This is a genomic window from uncultured Brachyspira sp. (assembly GCF_910578695.1).
GTDB lineage: Bacteria > Spirochaetota > Brachyspiria > Brachyspirales > Brachyspiraceae > Brachyspira.
In genome coordinates, this window is the sequence record NZ_CAJTQJ010000004.1 from 36,452 (window position 1) to 55,267 (window position 18,816).

17 protein-coding genes are annotated in these 18,816 nt (G+C 26.7%); 6 read left to right on the forward strand and 11 right to left on the reverse strand.

What is annotated here, in order from left to right; translation table 11 throughout:
• Positions 1–31: 31 nt before the first annotated feature.
• Positions 32–643: an acetate uptake transporter gene (locus tag QZ288_RS02110; RefSeq protein WP_295154461.1), complete on the forward strand. Its 612-nt coding sequence runs from the start codon at positions 32–34 to the stop codon at positions 641–643.
• Between the two features lie 86 nt (positions 644–729).
• Entirely contained in the window at positions 730–1,797 is a 1,068-nt protein-coding gene (locus tag QZ288_RS02115) for a M42 family metallopeptidase (RefSeq protein ID WP_295154463.1), read from the forward strand.
• A gap of 52 nt (positions 1,798–1,849) precedes the next feature.
• On the opposite strand, the gene QZ288_RS02120 is transcribed toward QZ288_RS02115, so the two are convergent.
• Complete coding sequence (locus QZ288_RS02120; protein WP_295154465.1) at positions 1,850–2,287, reverse strand: hypothetical protein; 438 nt, start codon at positions 2,285–2,287, stop codon at positions 1,850–1,852.
• A gap of 65 nt (positions 2,288–2,352) precedes the next feature.
• Positions 2,353–3,522, reverse strand: a complete 1,170-nt coding sequence (locus QZ288_RS02125) for a sialidase family protein (protein WP_295154467.1) — start codon at positions 3,520–3,522, stop codon at positions 2,353–2,355.
• A gap of 417 nt (positions 3,523–3,939) precedes the next feature.
• On the opposite strand from QZ288_RS02125, the gene QZ288_RS02130 reads away from it, so the two are divergent.
• The 3 genes from QZ288_RS02130 to QZ288_RS02140 all read left to right on the forward strand — a co-directional run bounded on the left by QZ288_RS02130 (position 3,940) and on the right by QZ288_RS02140 (position 6,936).
• On the forward strand, positions 3,940–4,860 hold the full coding sequence (locus QZ288_RS02130) for a tyrosine-type recombinase/integrase (RefSeq protein WP_295154469.1): 921 nt from the start codon (positions 3,940–3,942) through the stop codon (positions 4,858–4,860).
• Between the two features lie 164 nt (positions 4,861–5,024).
• Entirely contained in the window at positions 5,025–6,428 is a 1,404-nt protein-coding gene (locus QZ288_RS02135; protein ID WP_295154471.1) for a hypothetical protein, read from the forward strand.
• A gap of 16 nt (positions 6,429–6,444) precedes the next feature.
• Positions 6,445–6,936, forward strand: a complete 492-nt coding sequence (locus tag QZ288_RS02140) for a hypothetical protein (protein ID WP_295154473.1) — start codon at positions 6,445–6,447, stop codon at positions 6,934–6,936.
• Here the strand turns inward: QZ288_RS02140 and QZ288_RS02145 are convergent, their stop codons facing one another.
• From QZ288_RS02145 to QZ288_RS02165, 5 genes are read right to left on the reverse strand one after another with little or no spacing between them, the layout of a single operon-like run.
• Positions 6,937–7,866 carry a UDP-N-acetylmuramate dehydrogenase gene (locus tag QZ288_RS02145; RefSeq protein WP_363322950.1) on the reverse strand — a complete coding sequence of 310 codons (930 nt, stop codon included), beginning with the start codon at positions 7,864–7,866 and terminating at the stop codon, positions 6,937–6,939. It abuts the gene before it with no gap.
• Positions 7,835–9,223: a UDP-N-acetylmuramate--L-alanine ligase gene (gene murC / locus QZ288_RS02150; protein ID WP_295154476.1), complete on the reverse strand. Its 1,389-nt coding sequence runs from the start codon at positions 9,221–9,223 to the stop codon at positions 7,835–7,837. Before murC ends, QZ288_RS02145 begins: the two co-directional genes overlap by 32 nt.
• Before the next feature lie 19 nt (positions 9,224–9,242).
• On the reverse strand, positions 9,243–10,316 hold the full coding sequence (locus QZ288_RS02155; RefSeq protein ID WP_295154478.1) for a UDP-N-acetylglucosamine--N-acetylmuramyl-(pentapeptide) pyrophosphoryl-undecaprenol N-acetylglucosamine transferase: 1,074 nt from the start codon (positions 10,314–10,316) through the stop codon (positions 9,243–9,245).
• On the reverse strand, positions 10,316–11,407 hold the full coding sequence (locus tag QZ288_RS02160; protein ID WP_295154480.1) for an FtsW/RodA/SpoVE family cell cycle protein: 1,092 nt from the start codon (positions 11,405–11,407) through the stop codon (positions 10,316–10,318). Before QZ288_RS02160 ends, QZ288_RS02155 begins: the two co-directional genes overlap by 1 nt.
• Before the next feature lie 25 nt (positions 11,408–11,432).
• Positions 11,433–12,299, reverse strand: coding sequence for a toxin A (locus tag QZ288_RS02165; protein WP_295154482.1), 867 nt, complete (start codon positions 12,297–12,299; stop codon positions 11,433–11,435).
• Between the two features lie 167 nt (positions 12,300–12,466).
• Between QZ288_RS02165 and QZ288_RS02170 the strand changes: the two genes are divergently transcribed.
• Positions 12,467–13,489: a diguanylate cyclase gene (locus QZ288_RS02170; protein ID WP_295154484.1), complete on the forward strand. Its 1,023-nt coding sequence runs from the start codon at positions 12,467–12,469 to the stop codon at positions 13,487–13,489.
• Between the two features lie 119 nt (positions 13,490–13,608).
• On the opposite strand, the gene pta is transcribed toward QZ288_RS02170, so the two are convergent.
• The 4 genes from pta to mgtE all read right to left on the reverse strand — a co-directional run bounded on the left by pta (position 13,609) and on the right by mgtE (position 18,797).
• Positions 13,609–14,613, reverse strand: coding sequence for a phosphate acetyltransferase (pta, locus tag QZ288_RS02175; RefSeq protein WP_295154486.1), 1,005 nt, complete (start codon positions 14,611–14,613; stop codon positions 13,609–13,611).
• Between the two features lie 137 nt (positions 14,614–14,750).
• On the reverse strand, positions 14,751–15,626 hold the full coding sequence (locus QZ288_RS02180) for a DMT family transporter (RefSeq protein WP_295154488.1): 876 nt from the start codon (positions 15,624–15,626) through the stop codon (positions 14,751–14,753).
• 75 nt (positions 15,627–15,701) lie between these two features.
• Entirely contained in the window at positions 15,702–17,339 is a 1,638-nt protein-coding gene (locus QZ288_RS02185) for an ankyrin repeat domain-containing protein (RefSeq protein WP_295154489.1), read from the reverse strand.
• A 99-nt stretch (positions 17,340–17,438) separates the two neighbouring features.
• Positions 17,439–18,797: a magnesium transporter gene (gene mgtE, locus QZ288_RS02190; protein ID WP_295154491.1), complete on the reverse strand. Its 1,359-nt coding sequence runs from the start codon at positions 18,795–18,797 to the stop codon at positions 17,439–17,441.
• Positions 18,798–18,816: the final 19 nt, after the last annotated feature.

Genomic DNA, 18,816 nt, shown 5'->3' on the forward strand with positions numbered 1-18,816 from the left:
TAATAGATAGACAATTTATAGGAGTATTTATATGAATAATGAAGTGAAAGTAACTCAAACCTTAGCAGATCCTGCACCGTATGGTTTATTTGGTCTTGCTGTAATCTGTTTTATAGCATCCACACAAAAATTAGGAATAACAACAGGAGTATCAGGACTCATACCTTGGGCTATATTTTTAGGATGTATTCCTCAGTTTGTAGCTGCTATTGTAGATTTTAAAAAAGATAATGTATTAGGAGCAACTGTATTCGGAGCTTTCGGAATGTTTTGGTTTGCAGTAGCTTTAACTTGGCTTATTTCTGTTGGGTATTTAGGAGAAGCTATGCAGAAAAGTCTTGATATGAAACAATTCGGTTTTGCATGTATAGCATATTTATTTCTTGTAGCACCTTTGAGTATTGCTGCTGCTGAGGCTCATAAGGTATTATTTATTATATTTTTGGCTGTAGATGTATTATTAGTGGCTATGGCATTAAATTATTTGGGAGTAGCTCCGAAAGAAACTCAGCTTATAGCTGGAATATCTGAACTTGTTGCTGCTTTATTCGGATTTTATGGTATGGCAGCAGGAGTATTAAATAAAAATTTAGGAAGAGTAGTACTTCCTGTTGGAAAGCCTTTAGGAATATTCAAAAAATAATTATATTGAAATAAAAAGAAGTTCATATATATAAAAAAATATATATGGACTTTTTTTATATTAAAAACTCAGTAAAGGACTTTTTTATGAATGATACTTTAACTTTAATGAAAGATTTAACAAATGCATTCGGACCTTCAGGTTTTGAAGATGATGTTATAGAAATTATAAAAAACAATACTTCATTTATAGATAATGAAAGAGATTCAATAAATAATTTATATTTAGGACTTCAGAAAATAGATAAAAATAAGCCCATAATAGCATTAGACTGCCATATAGATGAAATAGGCTTTATGACAGAACATATAAATGATAATGGTACAATATCTTTTATACCATTAGGAGGCTGGCATATACCTAATATAGTATCGAATTCTGTTGTAATAAAATCTTCATCAGGAGAATATATAAAGGGAGTAATAGGCTCAAAACCGCCGCATTTTATGACAGATGAAGATAGAAGAAAACTGCCTTCCCTATCCGATATGTATATAGATGTAGGCACTAGAAGCAAAAAAGAAACAGAAGAAGTATTCGGTATATGCATAGGAGACCCGATAGTTCCTGATGCTGATTTCAGATATGACAGCAGAACTAAAAGTATATGTGCTAAGGCAATAGATAATAGAGTTGGTGCTTTATGTGTAATAGAAACTTTAAAAGCATTGAAAGATGAAAAATTAGATGTGAATTTAGTAGGTATTATGACAGCTCAGGAAGAAGTAGGGACTAGAGGGGCTTCTGTTGCTGCTAATAAAGTAAAGCCTGACTTGGTTATAGTATTTGAAGGTCCTCCAGCTGATGATACTTTCTATTATGGAGACAGAGCACATGGAGCAATAGGAAAAGGCACTCAGCTTAGAATTATTGACGGCGGTATGATTACGAATCCTAGATTAAGTAAATATGCTATAGAAACAGCTAAAAAAAATAATTTGGCTCATCAAATTATAGTTCGTTATAAAGGCTCTACTAATGGTGCAGTTTATCATAAAGCTAATTTAGGAATACCTAGTATTGTTTTAGGTATAGCAACTAGATATGCTCATAGTCATTACTGCTATGCTTCTTATGATGATATAATATCTTCTATTGAGATAGCTAAAGCATTAATAAGAAATTTAACTAAAGAGAAAATTAAAGAATTTTAAAAACTTTATTAAGTTAAAAATATTAAAAAATATATAATACCATTTTTATATTTTAACTTTTTACTATATTTCTGAACTTGGAAACATCAAACATTCTAGTAGTTTTGCTTTTTTCAAGAGAAGCTCTTATTATAAGCATACTGCAGTTAAGTAAATTATCATAAACATAATCAGGATTCAAAATTATAGAACTTAATCTATTATCAGAGGCTTTACAATCTAAATTATCAGGCAAATCATCATCAAATCTAAAAAATGCCTTATGTTCTGCAAATACAAAATCCTTACTATTCCAATCTATTATTATTTCTTTTGAATTATTTCCTTTATTACTTTTATTACTTTTAACAACTAAATATGTATCCTCGCTCCAAGATGATAGTTTATATGCCAGAAGTTTATAAGTAATTGTTTTATCATTTTCTTCTATTTTCCAATCATTTTCTTTTATTTGATAGACATTAGAATCCATTATATCTTTATCGTCCATAAGAAATCTCCAAAGCACTATTAATATTTATTATTATATAGTTATATTTATTTTATACAATATTTTTAATTTAAAGTAAACCTTTTCATATATATTTTTCTAATTTTATTTTTATCTTTATATCCGTAATACACAGAGTATATTATGCCGTCATTTTCAATGCACCAAGGATATCCGCAGTCAGTACTTTTCATATCAGAATCTATTATAATCTCTTCATTGTTTGCCTTATAATTAATCTTTTCTATATCAAATATATCATCTGGATTATCAAAAATTAATCCTCTCACTCCGTAAGGTTTTAATCTGTATCCGTAAGTAAGAAGAAGTTTTCCATTACTCAAAATCAAAGGATTAAGAGTATATCCTTTTATATCTGTAAAAATAGGTTTTGAAAAAATCATATCTCTATTTTTAGAAGTTTTTATATCTTTTAAATAACTTATAGATGTAAGTCCGTATTCATTATCAATATGAGTTCTTATGAATGCTATAATATTATTTTTATAATTAAGTAAAGAAGGCTCTGCATATTCTATTTTTGATTTTTTTCCATTTATATTTTTAAAATCACTTTTTATATTTTTAAAATCACTTTCGCATAAAAAAGTTTTTAACTTCCAATTAATTAAATCTTTGCTGGAAATAATAAAGCATTGATATTTAGAATTATTTTTGTTTTTATTATTTTTATAAGCATATATTGGAAAAAGAAGCTCATTATTTAATTTGCATATACTTCCTCTTGCAGCAAAATGCTTCATAATATTAAAATTATCTTCATCAATTTTTATAATATAAGGCTTTGAAAAACTTTTACCATTATCATAACTTATACATACACCTATACCGCTTAAAAGAGCTATTGTATTATCATATTCTATAAAAGTAAAATCTTTAAATAATTCTTTTTCATTCATAGGGTGAAATGTATATCTGAAATAGTATGCCATTATAGTTTTTTCATCTATTCTAAAAAGCTGTGCATCTTGTTTGGCGGCATCATCTTCTTCAGCAAATTCAAAAACTTTTTCCGTTTTTAAATTATTTAAATTTACATAAGCAAGCATTGATTTACTCAATGAATGAAGATGAGAATAATGCTTATTTATTTTTGGTGCTGTTCTGAAACTTATCAAGCATTTATTATTATTAAGTTTTATAATACTAGGAAATGCTGCATATATTTTTTTATCTTCAAATATAACAGCTTCATCTAAAATATTAATACCCATAAAATTTATCCTAAACTTAAAAAATATATAGAATAATTTTCGGTATAAAAAAGTCTGCATATATAAAAATATATTTTAGAATCTTGATATAATTCCAAAAATAAGAATTATAAGTCTATTTTTCTCCCGCAATTTTTATGAATGTGAGAGTATCAAAGCTCATAATTTTTATTAGAAATAATAAAAAAGTTTATCAATAGCAATAAAATAAAAAACTTGTGAGTACCTGATATTCGCAGAATGTCAGGGATTATGCCGATATCGGCCGCAGAGCGACGAACAAGTTTTTTATTAGTAAATAAAGAAAATTATTAATTATTTTACAATTTTTTATGCCAAGTTAACATACTTCATAAATTTATAATATAAACTTTCGATAATAATTCAAAACAATATAATTTTAATGGGGATTATTATATGCATAATGATTATATTTTAGATAATAAAATATATGTTTTATTAGAAGAGTTTAGCGACTATCTGCAGACTTTAAATTTTGCTGCTCATACTATTAACAGCTACAGAAAAGATCTAAAAGAATATTTTCAATTTTTAGCTGATAAAAATACTTTATTAGATAATTCTGATCATTATACAGTGAGAGATTATTTAACTTTTTTAAAAAATAAATCTCTAACAAATTCCACTATGTCAAGGCATTTATCCTCAATCAAAAAATTTTATAAATATTTAATTAGAAACGGATATTCCGATAAAACTAGAATAGTAGATATGAAAAGCCCTAAAAGAGAAGAACATATAGCAAGCTTTTTATCTATAGAAGATATTGATAATATATTAGCAATAAATGATGACGGAGATTTTACTCTTGTCAGAGATAAGATGATGGCATTATTTATGTATGCAATAGGGTTAAGAGTATCTGAACTTGCATCATTAAAACTCAGTATGATAAAAAAAGGCTCTGAAACTTTAAGAATATACGGTAAAGGCTCAAAAGTTAGAGACATACCTATACTCCCAATAGTGTATGATAATTGGGATATATATATAGAAAAAAGAAGAATAATTCAAAAAGAATATTCTCAAAATAATGATTATCTATTTATAAACAGATTCGGCAAACCTATAAGCGACAGAAGTATAAGAACATCTATGAAACGCCTTATAAGAAATTCTAATATATCTATAGATTTTTCACCGCATACATTAAGGCATACATTCGCTACTCATCTGCTTAATAATAATGCTGAAATCAGAGGAGTTCAGGAGTTATTAGGACATGAAACAATATCTACAACTCAAAGATATACGCATGTAACAAATTCAAGATTATTTGAAGTATATAATAAATTTCACCCTCATTCTAACAGCTAAAATATAAAAATTATAAGTAAAAATGGCAGGAATAATTAAAAATAAAGTAATTTAAAAGCTATAATAAAAACAATTTTTATTAACAATTAAATATTTTAAATAAAAAATATTTGATTTAATTATTAAATATAATATAATAAAAGCAAAAATAAATAGGCAGTTTAATGGAAATAAATTTAGATAATTATACAAAAATACCATTAGAACAACTAAAATTCTATAAAGAAGTAATATCAAAAGATAAAATAGAAATTATTGCTAAAAATACAAATGGTATAATTAATATAATACCAAGCAGTAAAATTAATTATTTATTTGAAAATGATAATAATATTTTATTTAAAGACTCAGAATATTATATATACAAATCTTATTTAGAAATGTTTGATTTTTTTCTAGGTTTAGATGAGCTTGATAATAAAGATTATTTCTATTCTATTTTTACTAACTGTAAAGATCCTTCCCAAAAAATAAGCAAAGTTCAAGAGCAAATGCTTGAAGAAATTTTATCTATGGCTAAATATCAAAGAATAGAAAATATCAAAAATCTTATAAAAGAATTACAAGCAGAAGAAAACAAAGATAAATTTACTATTAAAGCTTGCAATATTATCGGCGAAATACTTATAAAATTAGGACTTATTCAAAGAATAAATGTTATAGGCAATATTAACGATGATGATAAAATAAATGATTCTAAAAATATAAATGTTAATTATGAAGAGTTAATAAAAAGTACAGCTGAAAGTGCCTTTGTATTATTAAATAAGCATTATGAAAAATATGATATGCTGAAAGATACTGTAGGATTTACAGGACATAATATAATAGATCATAGCAATAGATTATTTATGAATATAATAGAGTTTATGATATTCTATAATAAAAATATTAATATGGGACTGCTCTCAAAAATAAGAGCAAAATGGATGAATAAGTATATACAGTATTATACAAAAATTTCAAAAAAAAATAAATTCATAAAAGATCCGTCAAGATTAGATAATATATTTAAATTAGGAATAAGATCATTTGATTATATTGAAATTGTAAATATGGCAGCAGCAGCATTACTGCATGATATTACTTTAACAGAAATTATAAATTATCTGCCTACAGAAAATAATTATATTAATAATAATGAAATATATTCTCATTCTATTAAATCTTATAATTATCTTAAATATTCTATATCTAATAATCAGGATATCAATTTAGCTGTAGGAACTCATCATGAATATTATGGATACGGATACGGACTTTCAATGACTTTATTAGATTCTATTAGAAGTAAAAGACCTAATTTTGAATATAAGTATTTGATTAGTTTTGATTCTAAAGATATACTCAATTTTGAAGCTTCTGTATTTTACCCTGTAAAAATTTTAGAAATATTAGATATATATGATTCTTTAAAATACAAACATGATATTTGTCTTGACAGCATTAATACAAATGAAGAAATAATAGATTATATGTATAATAATTTTCTTAAAGATGAAGTAAAAATTGATTATATAATATTTTCTATTTTCAAAAATTATTTATCGGATATAAAATCATTTTAATACTATAAGGCTGTATATGAAATATTTTATACTTATTATTTTAAGCATTATATTTTCTGCTTCTTGTTTTAAGAACTCACAAAATACAGTTTCTTATGAAGATTCTTATTATGAAGATATTATACAAGTAGATTCTCCTAATTCATTTATACCATTAAAAGTAATGGCTGCTCCTCCTAAGCATGCAAAAAACAGCAGATATTTTATAATTAATAAAAATATTGCAGAATCTTCATTTGATTATATGAATAATTCATATATATACAGAGCTTCAAAAGACAGTAATGCTTTATTATACTTTTATAAAAATTATACAAATAACAGTAAAAAAAATTTTATAATAGAAGATAAATACAAAATTAATGCTAATTATTATGAATTTGATTTTAATGAAAAGTTTATTTTATGGGAAATAAATGATATATATTATTTGTTATATACAAAAGCGAAAGATGATAAAGATTTAACTAATCTCTCATCTTCATATATAAAATCAGTAATGAAATAATCAGCTTAAAAGAGTGATATTAATTTTGGGATTAAAATCATAATGCTGTTCTATTTTTTTTCTAGTATCTTCTATTAAATTAATAACATCTTCGGCTTTGCTTTTATTATCAGTATCATCATATAGAAATTCATTAATAATATAGTTAGGAAATCTTTTATGCCATCTCATAGCTCCGAATTTCATATCGATACCGCCTACTCTTTCTACCATTTCATAAGCCTTAACATCATTAAAATCTTCAAATACAGGTCCTATACTAGCATCAAGAGGAGCAACAGAACCTCTTATATATCTGAACCAATCTATCCTATTATCAATACTTTCAGGACTGTCTTTTTCTAATATAAACACAGATGATAATATAATAATATATTTTCTCTCTTCATCGCTTAAAGCCAAATAATCATTTTTACTAAGCTCCATAACACTGCAGTATTTTTTATTGAATAATGTTACAGATTTAAGAAAGTTAAGTAAAGATACTCCGAAAGATTCAAATTTATCATATATAGCAGCCCCTATTCTAGTATTCACTGAAACCGCAAATTCTAAACCTGATAAATTTCTAATCCTAGCCTCGTGAGAAAGTCTTTCTAAAATAGCTGAACTATTAGATTTTAAAATACTGTCATCTAAAAACTCAAAAGCTTCAAATTCACCCTCTAATGATACTATTATGCCCTTATATCCATTGTCAGAAACTATAACCTTGCTAGTATCACCTATAACAAAATAGTCTATAGTATTAATATGCAGGAAATTAGCAAGCTCCAAAAAATCGGATATTTTTTTTATAACTATATATAAATCAATATTACCGCCTACATTAAATCTGCTGCATTTACTAAACAGATGATTTATATAATATTCTATATTTTTTTCTTGAAGAAATGTCTCAACTATTTTGTAATTGTCTCGCATAATCATTGCTAATCCTTACTATACTGCCTGCCCCCAAAGTTAAAATTATATCCCCGTCTTTTTTTATATTATCAATCACAGGCAATACTTCTTCTATATTTTTTACATACCTAACATTATCATTTTGTTTTCTAACTATATTACATATAATTTCTCCATTTATCCCGGCTATAGGAACTTCTCCAGCTGCATAAATATCTGTTATAATAATTTCATCAGCATCATTAAAAGCATATTCAAAATCATTAAGAAGAAGTTCGGTTCTGCTGTATCTATGGGGCTGAAACACCGCTATTATTCTTCTATTTTTATAGGCATTTTTTACAGATGAAAGTGTTGCTTTTATCTCTGTCGGGTGATGGGCATAATCATCAAATAATGTTATTTCTTTATCATAAAGTTTATTCAATCTTCTTCCTACACCTTCAAAAGTTTTAAGCCCTTTCTTTATAGTATTAACATCTATTTTCAAATGAATTCCTACTCCTATAGAAGCCAATGAATTTAAAACATTATGAATACCTATAAGAGGAATAGAAAACTCTCCTAAACATTCTTTATTATGATAAGCTATAAAGTATGTTATAGGTGCTTCTGTTCTAATAGAGTCTTTATCAATATAAAAATCATATTCTTTACTAAATCCGTAAGAGTAATATTTTTTATTAGCACTTTTAGATAAATCTTTTACAACATTATCTTCAAAACATAAAAAAGAACAGCCGTAAAAAGGAACTTTATTAATAAACTCCAAAAACGCAACTCTTAAAGACTCTACATTTCCGTAATAGTCTAAATGATCATTATCAATATTAGTAACTATATTAATTACAGGTGAAAGCCTCAAAAAACTTCCGTCGCTTTCATCTGCCTCGCATACCATATATTCACTGCTCAAATCATTGCATGCCGCATTGCTTTTTAAATTAAAATGATTTCCGCCTATAATACAAACAGGATTAAGCCCTGCATACATCATTATCTGAGTAATCAAAGATGTTGTGGTAGTTTTACCATGCGAGCCTGATACTGCTATACCGTATCTTAAACGCATAAGTTCAGCAAGCATTTCGCCTCTTGATATAACGGTTATCTTTTTTGCCCTAGCTTCAATTATCTCTTCATTTGTAGGACTTATAGCCGATGAGGTTACAACTGCAGCAACATCATTTTCCACATTTTGGGCTTTATGTCCATAATATACTTTTATTCCTAAGCCTTCTAAAGATTCTGTTTTAGCAGTTTTAGATAAATCGCTTCCTGTTATAGTAAAGCCTATAGCATTAAGTACGCTTGCTATGGCACTCATTCCAATTCCGCCTATTCCTATAAAATGAATTTTCTCTTTTCTATTTGTAAACATATTTTCCTCAATTTATCAATTATTTCTTTCCCAAAATACTAATTATATCATCTACTATTGAAGATACAGCACTTACACTATGATTATTTTTAATATTTTCTCTCATAGCATTTAATCTGTCATCATTATTCAAATTATTTATAACTATACTTTCTAATTTTTCTTTATCTAAATCTGATTCTTCTATTAAGTAAGCCATATCTTTATCAAGCAAATCCAAAGCATTAAAATACTGATGATTGTCAGCAGCATAAGGAAAAGGAATTAATAAAGAAGGCACATTCACAGCTAATATCTCGCTGATAGAACCGCTTCCTGCTCTTGATATAACGAAATCAGCAGAATGAAGCAGATTAGCCATATCTTTATAATAGCTATGCACAAAAACATTTTCAAATTTAGCATTATTAACTCTTGCAATTATATCACTAGCCCATTTAGGACCTGCAAGCCATACTATACGAAGATTATTAACTTTAGTTTTTATATCTTTTATGCATTCAAAAAATAATTCATTTAATTTTAAAGCACCCTGAGAACCTCCCATAACAACTAAAAGTTTATCATCTTCCTTCAATTTCATAACTGTTCTGGCACTTTCTCTATGAACTACAAAAAAGTCATTTCTCACAGGATTTCCAAAAACTTTTCCGTCTGGCATAAACTCTAAAGTCTTTGAAAAAGTCAGATATACTCTTTTGGCATCTTTATAAAATATTTTATTAACTTTACCTGGTATTGAATTTTGCTCGCATAAGAATATAGGTATATTTCTAGATTTAGCAGCATAAAGCATAGGAAATGATACAAATCCGCCCATTCCCACTACACAATCAGGTTTATGTCTGTTTATTATGCTATTAGATTTCATTAGAGCAGGTATGAATTTAAATATAAATATTATCTTTTTTAATAAATTTCCTGGAGAATTAATATTAATAGTATTAAAATCATAATTATTAGGTATTAGAGGATAATCTTTTAAAGCTACAACAAGTCTTGGTTTATGTCCTTGTTTTTTTAAATAATCATATATGGAAATAGCAGGAGTTATATGCCCTGCAGTTCCGCCGCCGCATAAAATTATATTCATTATTCCCTCCTCTGAGTTATTTTTAACAGCATACCTATCATTATCATATTAACAACCAAAGCATTTCTTCCATAACTTATAATAGGAAGAGTCATTCCTGTAGTAGGAAGCATAAGTGTAGCTACCATTATATTTAGATATGCCTGTACGCTAATAAACATAGTAATAGCAAATGAGAGATTCTTTAAAAACAGATCATTAGTACGCGATGATATTATGAATCCCCTAATAGTAAAAGATAAAAATAAAAGCAGTATAATCAAATTCCCTATTAAGCCGTATCTTTGTGCTACTGATGCATATATAAAATCAGTTAAAGCTGCAGGCAGATGCGTGCTTACATCTCTTATATTCTCATCTGGAATTCCTGAAATTCCGCCGTAATTAAATGCAAGTTTCGCCCTTCTAATTTGATAAACTTCTTTTTCAGGCTGATTCTCAGGGTATAAGTATGACATAATTCTGCTTTTCATATAAGGAGTACTAAAAATAAAAATAAAGAAAAGAAGCAAAATTAAAATACCTGATAAAAATATTGATCTTAATGGTATGCCTCCGTAAAAGAATATAGAAAAGCCTACTATAGAAAATAAAAGTGCCGTACCCGAATCAGGTTCTATTAATATAAGACTTGATACTAAAATTAAAATTAATAATGGAGGAAACAAACCTCTTTTTATATCTATTAATTTTTCTCCCTTTTTACTTAAAACACTTGCAAAATATATACTGCATGTTATTTTTGCTACTTCGGAAGGCTGTATAGTAATTCCCAAAGGAAGAAGAAGCCATCTTTTAGCATAGCTTCCAGCTACAGTTATGCCAAAAAAATACACCCATATAAGAAGTATTAAGGTAAAGAGCAAAATAATAGGAACCATTTTATCCAAAAGAGAAAAGAAATCAGGAATTATAAGCATAATTATAGTTAAAGAGAGCATAAATAATAATAATTTTAAATGATTATAAAAATATGATGTATTAGGTTCATGTATAGTTTGTGCACCATATATAGAAACTAATCCTGCTATAAGCAATGCCGCATATATTATAGATAAATATTTATCTGGAAGTAATTTTCTATTTAACATAAATACTCTTTATTAACTCATAATATTATAGTATCTTATAAGCTAATGACATTTTTAATTCTATGAATGTCATATTATTATAATACGGAAGACCAATATGAAGTCCTGCTGATGCTCCTATATTAAACATTAATCTTTCCTTTAAAAAATTAAAATTAATCATTGCCGCCGCACCAAATTTATGCGATAAATGTTTTGAATTAATCAAATATGTAAGTCCGTAATATCCGCCTATATAAAATAAACTAATCTTTCCTAAAAGAAAAAAATCATTAATTAATTCAAACTCGCTTTTTTTATGCAGTATCGAAGTTCTAGGATCATAATAATAATTTTTATTTCCAATATCAACATAAGACATATTCAGATTATTTATCAAAATAAAATGATTAAATTTAAATATAAAATAAGGAGAAACATTTACTATAAATCCGAATGCATTTCCCTTATTCATATTATATAATTCATCAAAAGAATACCCTGCATCTTTATTATCAAATCCTGCATAACCAAAATTCATAGCATTAAACATAAAATCAGCGTATCCGCTTAATCTAATTCCGAAAAATGATAAAGGCTTTATATCTATAAATGCCCCAATCATATCAGAAGAAAGCGAAAAATTATTATCTATACCAAAATCTGCTTTTGTATCTTTCAATAAAAAATTTGTAGCATTTTTATAAAAATATAATCTATAATATAGTCTTGTTTCTAAATTAAATTTTATATAATTGAATCCCCCCAATGCAGTTTGTTCTATAAAAAGTTCATTACCATTAATCGAAAGTTTTCTTTCATATATATCCATATTAAAAATAGTATTTATATCTGCCAAAACAATTTTAGAAAAAATACAAACTAATACTATAAAAATATTTATTTTTTTCATTAACATCTCAAAATTATGAAAATTATAAAATTATTTAATATGATACTTTATAAAACAAAAAAATCAAGATAAAAAATATTATTTTAGAGAAGAATTAATATACTGTAAAAAGTATATTGAAAAAAAATATATATATGTTAATATTTAAATTCAGGAGTTATTTTTTAATGTATAGAAGTATTATAAAATCTATAATGGGAAATAAAATTGGGGTTATAAAAAAAGATTCTACTTTATTAGAATTATATTCTTTTATATCAAAATCTTCAGATAAAATATTAGCTGTCATAAATAATTCTAATAAAATAGTAGGTGTTATAAATTGTAATGAACTTCTAGTTAGTATATTAAAAAATATTGCAAAAAAAGACTTAAAAAATATACTTAATAAATCAATATCCTCTTTTATGAATAAAAAATTAATAATAGCACATCCTGAAGATAATATAACTGAAACTTTTTACATTATGAGAGATAATAAAATTGATTATTTGGCAGTAATCAATAATGATGATTATCCAATAGGTGTAATTAATATATATGATATGTATGAAAATATATTAAAAGTAAGAATGCATAATATGAATATTGCCATTACAGAAATAGAAAAAAAATCATCTATTGAAAAAGATAAAGTTATAAAAAAATTGATGAAAGAAATTGATACTTTGCATGCTCAATCAACTATAGATCCTTTAACAGGCTTATTTAATGTAAGATACTTCAATAAAATAATAGAAGAAGAAGTAGAAAGATCTAAAAGATATAAATACAGCATATCCATAATATTTATGGACCTTGATCATTTTAAAGATATAAATGATATATATGGGCATAATTGCGGAAATGTTGTACTTCACGAAATAGGACAATTATTAAGCAATACTTCAGAAAATATAAATACTCTTAGAAAAAGCGATATAGCAATCAGATACGGCGGAGAAGAGTTTATTGTAATATGTCCTAATACAAAAAAAGAACAGGCTTATATTTTAGCTGAAAGAATAAGAAAAACAGTAGAAAAAAAGAGATTTATTTATGAATCTAATATCATAAATGTAACTATAAGTATAGGAATAGCAGAGCATAAAGGAACATCTAAAAAACCTATATCAGATACAATAAAAAATGCAGATTCGGCAATGTATGAGGCTAAACATTTAGGAAGAAATAAAGTAATACTGCATTAATCATTTATAATATATTTATTCAGATTTATAATAATTTATGAATATTTAATTTTTAAAATAATTAAAGGCTGACAATATATAATTGAAAGCCCCTAATTATTTTTTATATGTAGATAATATTATACCTGTAAAGAAGTTAAAACTGCTAAATCAGCTATATCTTGATCAGAACAGCCTCTTGAAAGGTCATTAGCAGGTTTAGCTATACCTTGAAGCATAGGACCTATAGCAGTACATCTTCCTAATCTTTGAGCTATTTTATATCCGATATTTCCTGTATTAAGCTCTGGGAATATAAATACATTTGCATCGCCTTTAATAGGAGAACCAGGTGCTTTTCTTAAAGCAACTTCTTCTACTATAGCAGTATCAAACTGCATTTCTCCGTCATAAATAAAACTTACATTACGGGAATCTAATATTTTTTTAGCTCCTCTAACTTTTTCAACGCTTTCATGTTCAGCAGAACCCTTAGTAGAGAAAGAAAGCAATGCAACTTTAGGCTCATTACCTGTCATAATTTTATAAGATTCAGCAGTAGACTCAGCAATATCAGCAAGCTGTTCTGAAGTAGGATTAGGTATAACAGCACTGTCAGCAAAACAGCTTATACCATTTGTAAATAAACTTTTATCAGGACTCTCAATGAAAAATGTAGATGATAAAGTTTTAATTCCTTTCTTAAGTCCTATTAAAAATAAAGCAGCTCTAAGCATTTCTCCTGTAGCATAAACAGCTCCTCCAACCATACCGTCAGCATCATTTGCAGCAAGTATAGCAGCACCCGCATAAACAGAATTATTAATAATCAAATCTCTAGCCTGATCTTTTGTCATACCTTTTTTCTCTCTTGCCTTAAAAAGCATTTCAATATATCCTTCTGTTTTAGCGTCCTTATTAGGGTCAAATATTTTTGCAAAACTGCCGTCTAATTCTAATGCATTTTCTTTTGCTAAAGCTTCTATTTTAGCAGTATCTCCTACCAATATAACTCCTTTAACTAGCTGTTCTTTTTTGAGAATAACAGCAGCTTTAACATGTCTTTCATCATACCCTTCTGCTAATATTATAGTTTTTGGATTAGATTTTGATTTTTCTTTTAAATTATCCATAAATGATGTCATAATAAAAAACCTCTTTAAAAATAAAATTACTATTTTTATATTATAATACATAAATCAAAATTTTTCAAACATATACTAAAAAGCAGTATTATTTTTATATTATTATTACTAATAAAAATTATATATTAATAATTTTATTAAACAGACTTTATGCTGCTTCCAATCTCACATATAAATATAGCAGAAATCATACAAATACCCCCTAAAATAAAATTTACAGTAATAGGATCATTCATAAATATAACTCCGCCCAATGCTCCTAAAAAAGACTCCAAACTTAATATTATTCCGGCTTTATTAGGGTTTACATATTTCTGAGATACAGTTTGAAGCAAATAAGCAATTCCTGTAGCTCCTATAGATAAATATAAGAGAGAATACAAAGCCTCGCTCGATACAGAAGCAATATTCAAAGGCGTTGAAGTTATAATGCCTATAGAAAGAGATATTAAGCCTGCTATTATAAGCTGTAAAGCTGCCATTATAATGCCATTAACATATTCAAGAATCTTATCTATAAGTACTATATGCAAAGCAAATACAAAAGCACATAATAATGCTAATGAATCTCCCGCATTGATATTGTAGAATCCTTCAAATGAAATTAATAAATATAAGCCTGCAATAGTAATTACAGCAGCTATAAATGCAGAAATATTCGGTCTTTTTTTATATACTATCCAAGCAATAAATGGTATAAATATAACATAAGAACCTGTAAAAAAAGCTACTTTTGAGGCAGTAATGAATTTAGAACTCATAGTCTGCAGGAAAAAGCCCAAAAACAATGCTGTACCTAATGGTATGCATAATATTATATCTTTCTTAGTAATATTTTTTATTTTTTTAAAAAAAACAATGGAAATAAAAATACCGCCTGTTAAATTTCTAAATCCTACAAGATAAAAAGGCTCTATTTCTTTAACTACAACTTTAACAGCCACAAAACTATATCCCCAAATTAATGCAGTTAAAAATATACCTATAGTACCTAATCTTTCCTTATTAGCCATATTGTTCAGCCTAAAAAATATATTAAATTATTAGCAGCAGATAATATATATTTAAATAAAAATGTCAAAATATTATTATGACTTTAATTTATTATTAAATAAATTAACAATTCTGCTGTAGCCTTTTTCTTTTGCAATATCATATTCTTTAGAAAATGTATTTTTATTTATTTCATCTATCTCATAATATTTTATTAAAAGTTCGCATATTTCAAAATATCCGTTTGAAGAAGCTATATACAAAGCAGTATGTCCGTTTGAATTTTTATTTCTTATAGAAGCATTATTTTTCAGCAAATACTCTACAATTTCGGATTTTCCATTATCTGAAGCTATCATCAAAGCAGTTTCCCCTTCTTTAGTGCAATTATTAATAATATCAGGATATAATTCTAAAATATACCTAACAATATCAATATATCCTTTTGCACATGCAAACATAAATGAATTCCATCCGTTAATATCAGTATAATAAATATCAGCACCTTTTTCTATCAAATATTTTACAGATTTCAAATTATCATATATAACAGCCCACATCAAAAGAGTAATAGATTCATTATCATTTTTAAGATGCATTCCGTTCATTAAAAGAAGCTCAACAATATCTATATTTCCAGCTATAACAGCGTGAATCATAGCATTTCTTTCTATACTGTCTAAAGCATTGGTATCAGCATTATTATCAAGCAAAGTTTTTACTATTTCTATATTACCTATATAACATGCATACATAAGAGGAGTTACATCATCATCATCAGATTTATTAACATCAACATCATACTTTATAAGCAAATCTATTATTTCTTTATTTTCTATTTCTATAGCAGATATTAAAGCAGTTTTTCCATTATCGGTAACGCCATTTAAAGGAACTTTATTCATAAGAAAATAATTAACTATATGTTTATGCCCTGCAGATACAGCAACAGCCAAAGCCTTAGGTGCTTTTTTCTTGGAATTATCAAAAAAATATCTAACAACATCTAAATGTCCGTTATATGCCGCTGATATAAAAGCACTTGAAAAAACATTATGATTATTAACGCCTAATTTTGAATGTATATAATGAACCAATGATAAATTTCCGCTTATGGCTGCTATTGTTAAAGAATATTTAGGAATCTCTATATTTCCTTTATTTAATATATATTCCACTATATCAATATTTCCGCTTGATATGGCATAAGATAATACAGTTTCTTCATATATGTCAGAATCATCAATATTAGCATTATTATCTATTAAAAATTTTACAGCATCAAAATTAGATTTTTGACAGCAGTACATTAAAGGAGTAATATTAATATCTGTTTTGGCATTAACATCAGCACCGTTTTCTACAAGTATTTTCATTATATCAAAGTAATTTTCAGAACAAGCATAATGCAAAGGAGTTTCATTATTACAGTTACTTAAATTTATAGAAGCACCATACTTTATTAAAATATTCACTATATCTATATGTCCATTAGCACAGGCATTCATTAACGGAGTTATATACAGCTGATCTGCCTTATTAGGATCTGCACCTGCTTCTAAAAGAAGTTCAACTATCTCTTTATACCCTGCTCTGCATGCATGCGTTAATGGAGTTAATCCTATTATATTGCTTATATCAACATCTATATTTTTATTTTTTAATAATACTTCAACAGCTAATATATTATTGCTAGCTGACGCCTCGTGTAATTCAATCTCAATTTCTTTCATAAATGATAATCCTAAGTCTTTGTTTAAATTTAATATAAAAGCATAAATTAGTCAAATATATTTTTATTAAAAACAATAAAAATAATGTTAGAATTAATATTATTTGAGTATTGTAAATGCTAATGCAGCTATAGAACAATATAAAGCAGTACCAATTATATCGCATATAGAAGTAAGCATAGGAGCTCCGCTTATAGCAGGATCAATATTCAATTTAGTTAATACAAATGGAAGGCAAAGCCCTATAATGCTCCCTATAAAAACTATACTAAACATTGATACAGATACAATAGCAGCTATTTCAAATCCGCCCCGTATAATACCTAATATATAAGTTCCCAAAGCCATACTCAAGCCCAAAATAGAAGCAACTATAAGTTCTTTTGAAAGCATATAAAACCAATCTTTTAATACAACATCGCCTATAGCAAGAGATCTTATAACGAGAGTAGCAGACTGACTTCCTGCATTGCCCCCGCTCCCTATAAGCAGCGGCAAAAATACTACAAGTACTATATGTTTCTGAAGAGTATTTTGAAATATGCTTATGACTCCGCCTGAAAATATATTTATAAAAACCAATATTAAAAGCCAGAATATTCTCTGTCTATAAAGAGTAAAAATAGGAGTAATTTTTAAATTATCATCAAATTGATCCTCGCTTGAAGTAATACCTGCCATTTTATAAAAATCATCTGTATACTCTTCTTCAGCAATATCCATTATATCATCTACAGTAACAATACCTATCATAGAATGTCTGTCATCAACTACAGCAAGCGAATGAAGATTATATTTTTTTATTATATTAATAGCATTTTCCTGATTTTCATAAACAGATATATAAGGACAATTATTAGTAATTTCAGATATCAATGTATTTTTATCCGTAAAAAATAATTTTCTCAATGCAATAGAACCTATCAAAGTTCTTTTTGAATCTATAACATATAATGTAGTGTATGTTTCTGACTCTTCTATATTTCTTCTTACATATTCAAAAGATTCCCTTACAGTCCAATCAGGCTTTAAACTTATGTACTGAGGAGTCATTAAACGCCCTATACTCTCTTCTGGATAAGCTAAAAGCCATGAAGACATTTCTCTTTCTTCAGCACCAAGAAGCTTTAATATATTTTCGGATAATGATGAAGGTATAGAGCCTAAAAAATATGTTCTGTCATCAGGATTCATATTTTCTAAAAGATACTTTATATCAGATTCGTCCATATTTCCTATTATTCTTCTTTGGTCTATAGGAGCAAGTTCTGGAAAAACATCTAAATAATAATCTCTAGGAAGTATGCTGAAAACTTTATATTTATCATCATTTTTTAAAGAAGTTATAAGATTAGCAGTTTCTACTTCCTGCCATAATAAAAGTATATCTCTTAATGATTCCCAATCTTTTTCTTCTATCAAGTCTTCAATTTCAGGCTGTAAAAGTTCTTTTAACATATTATCTTCCTATATAGAG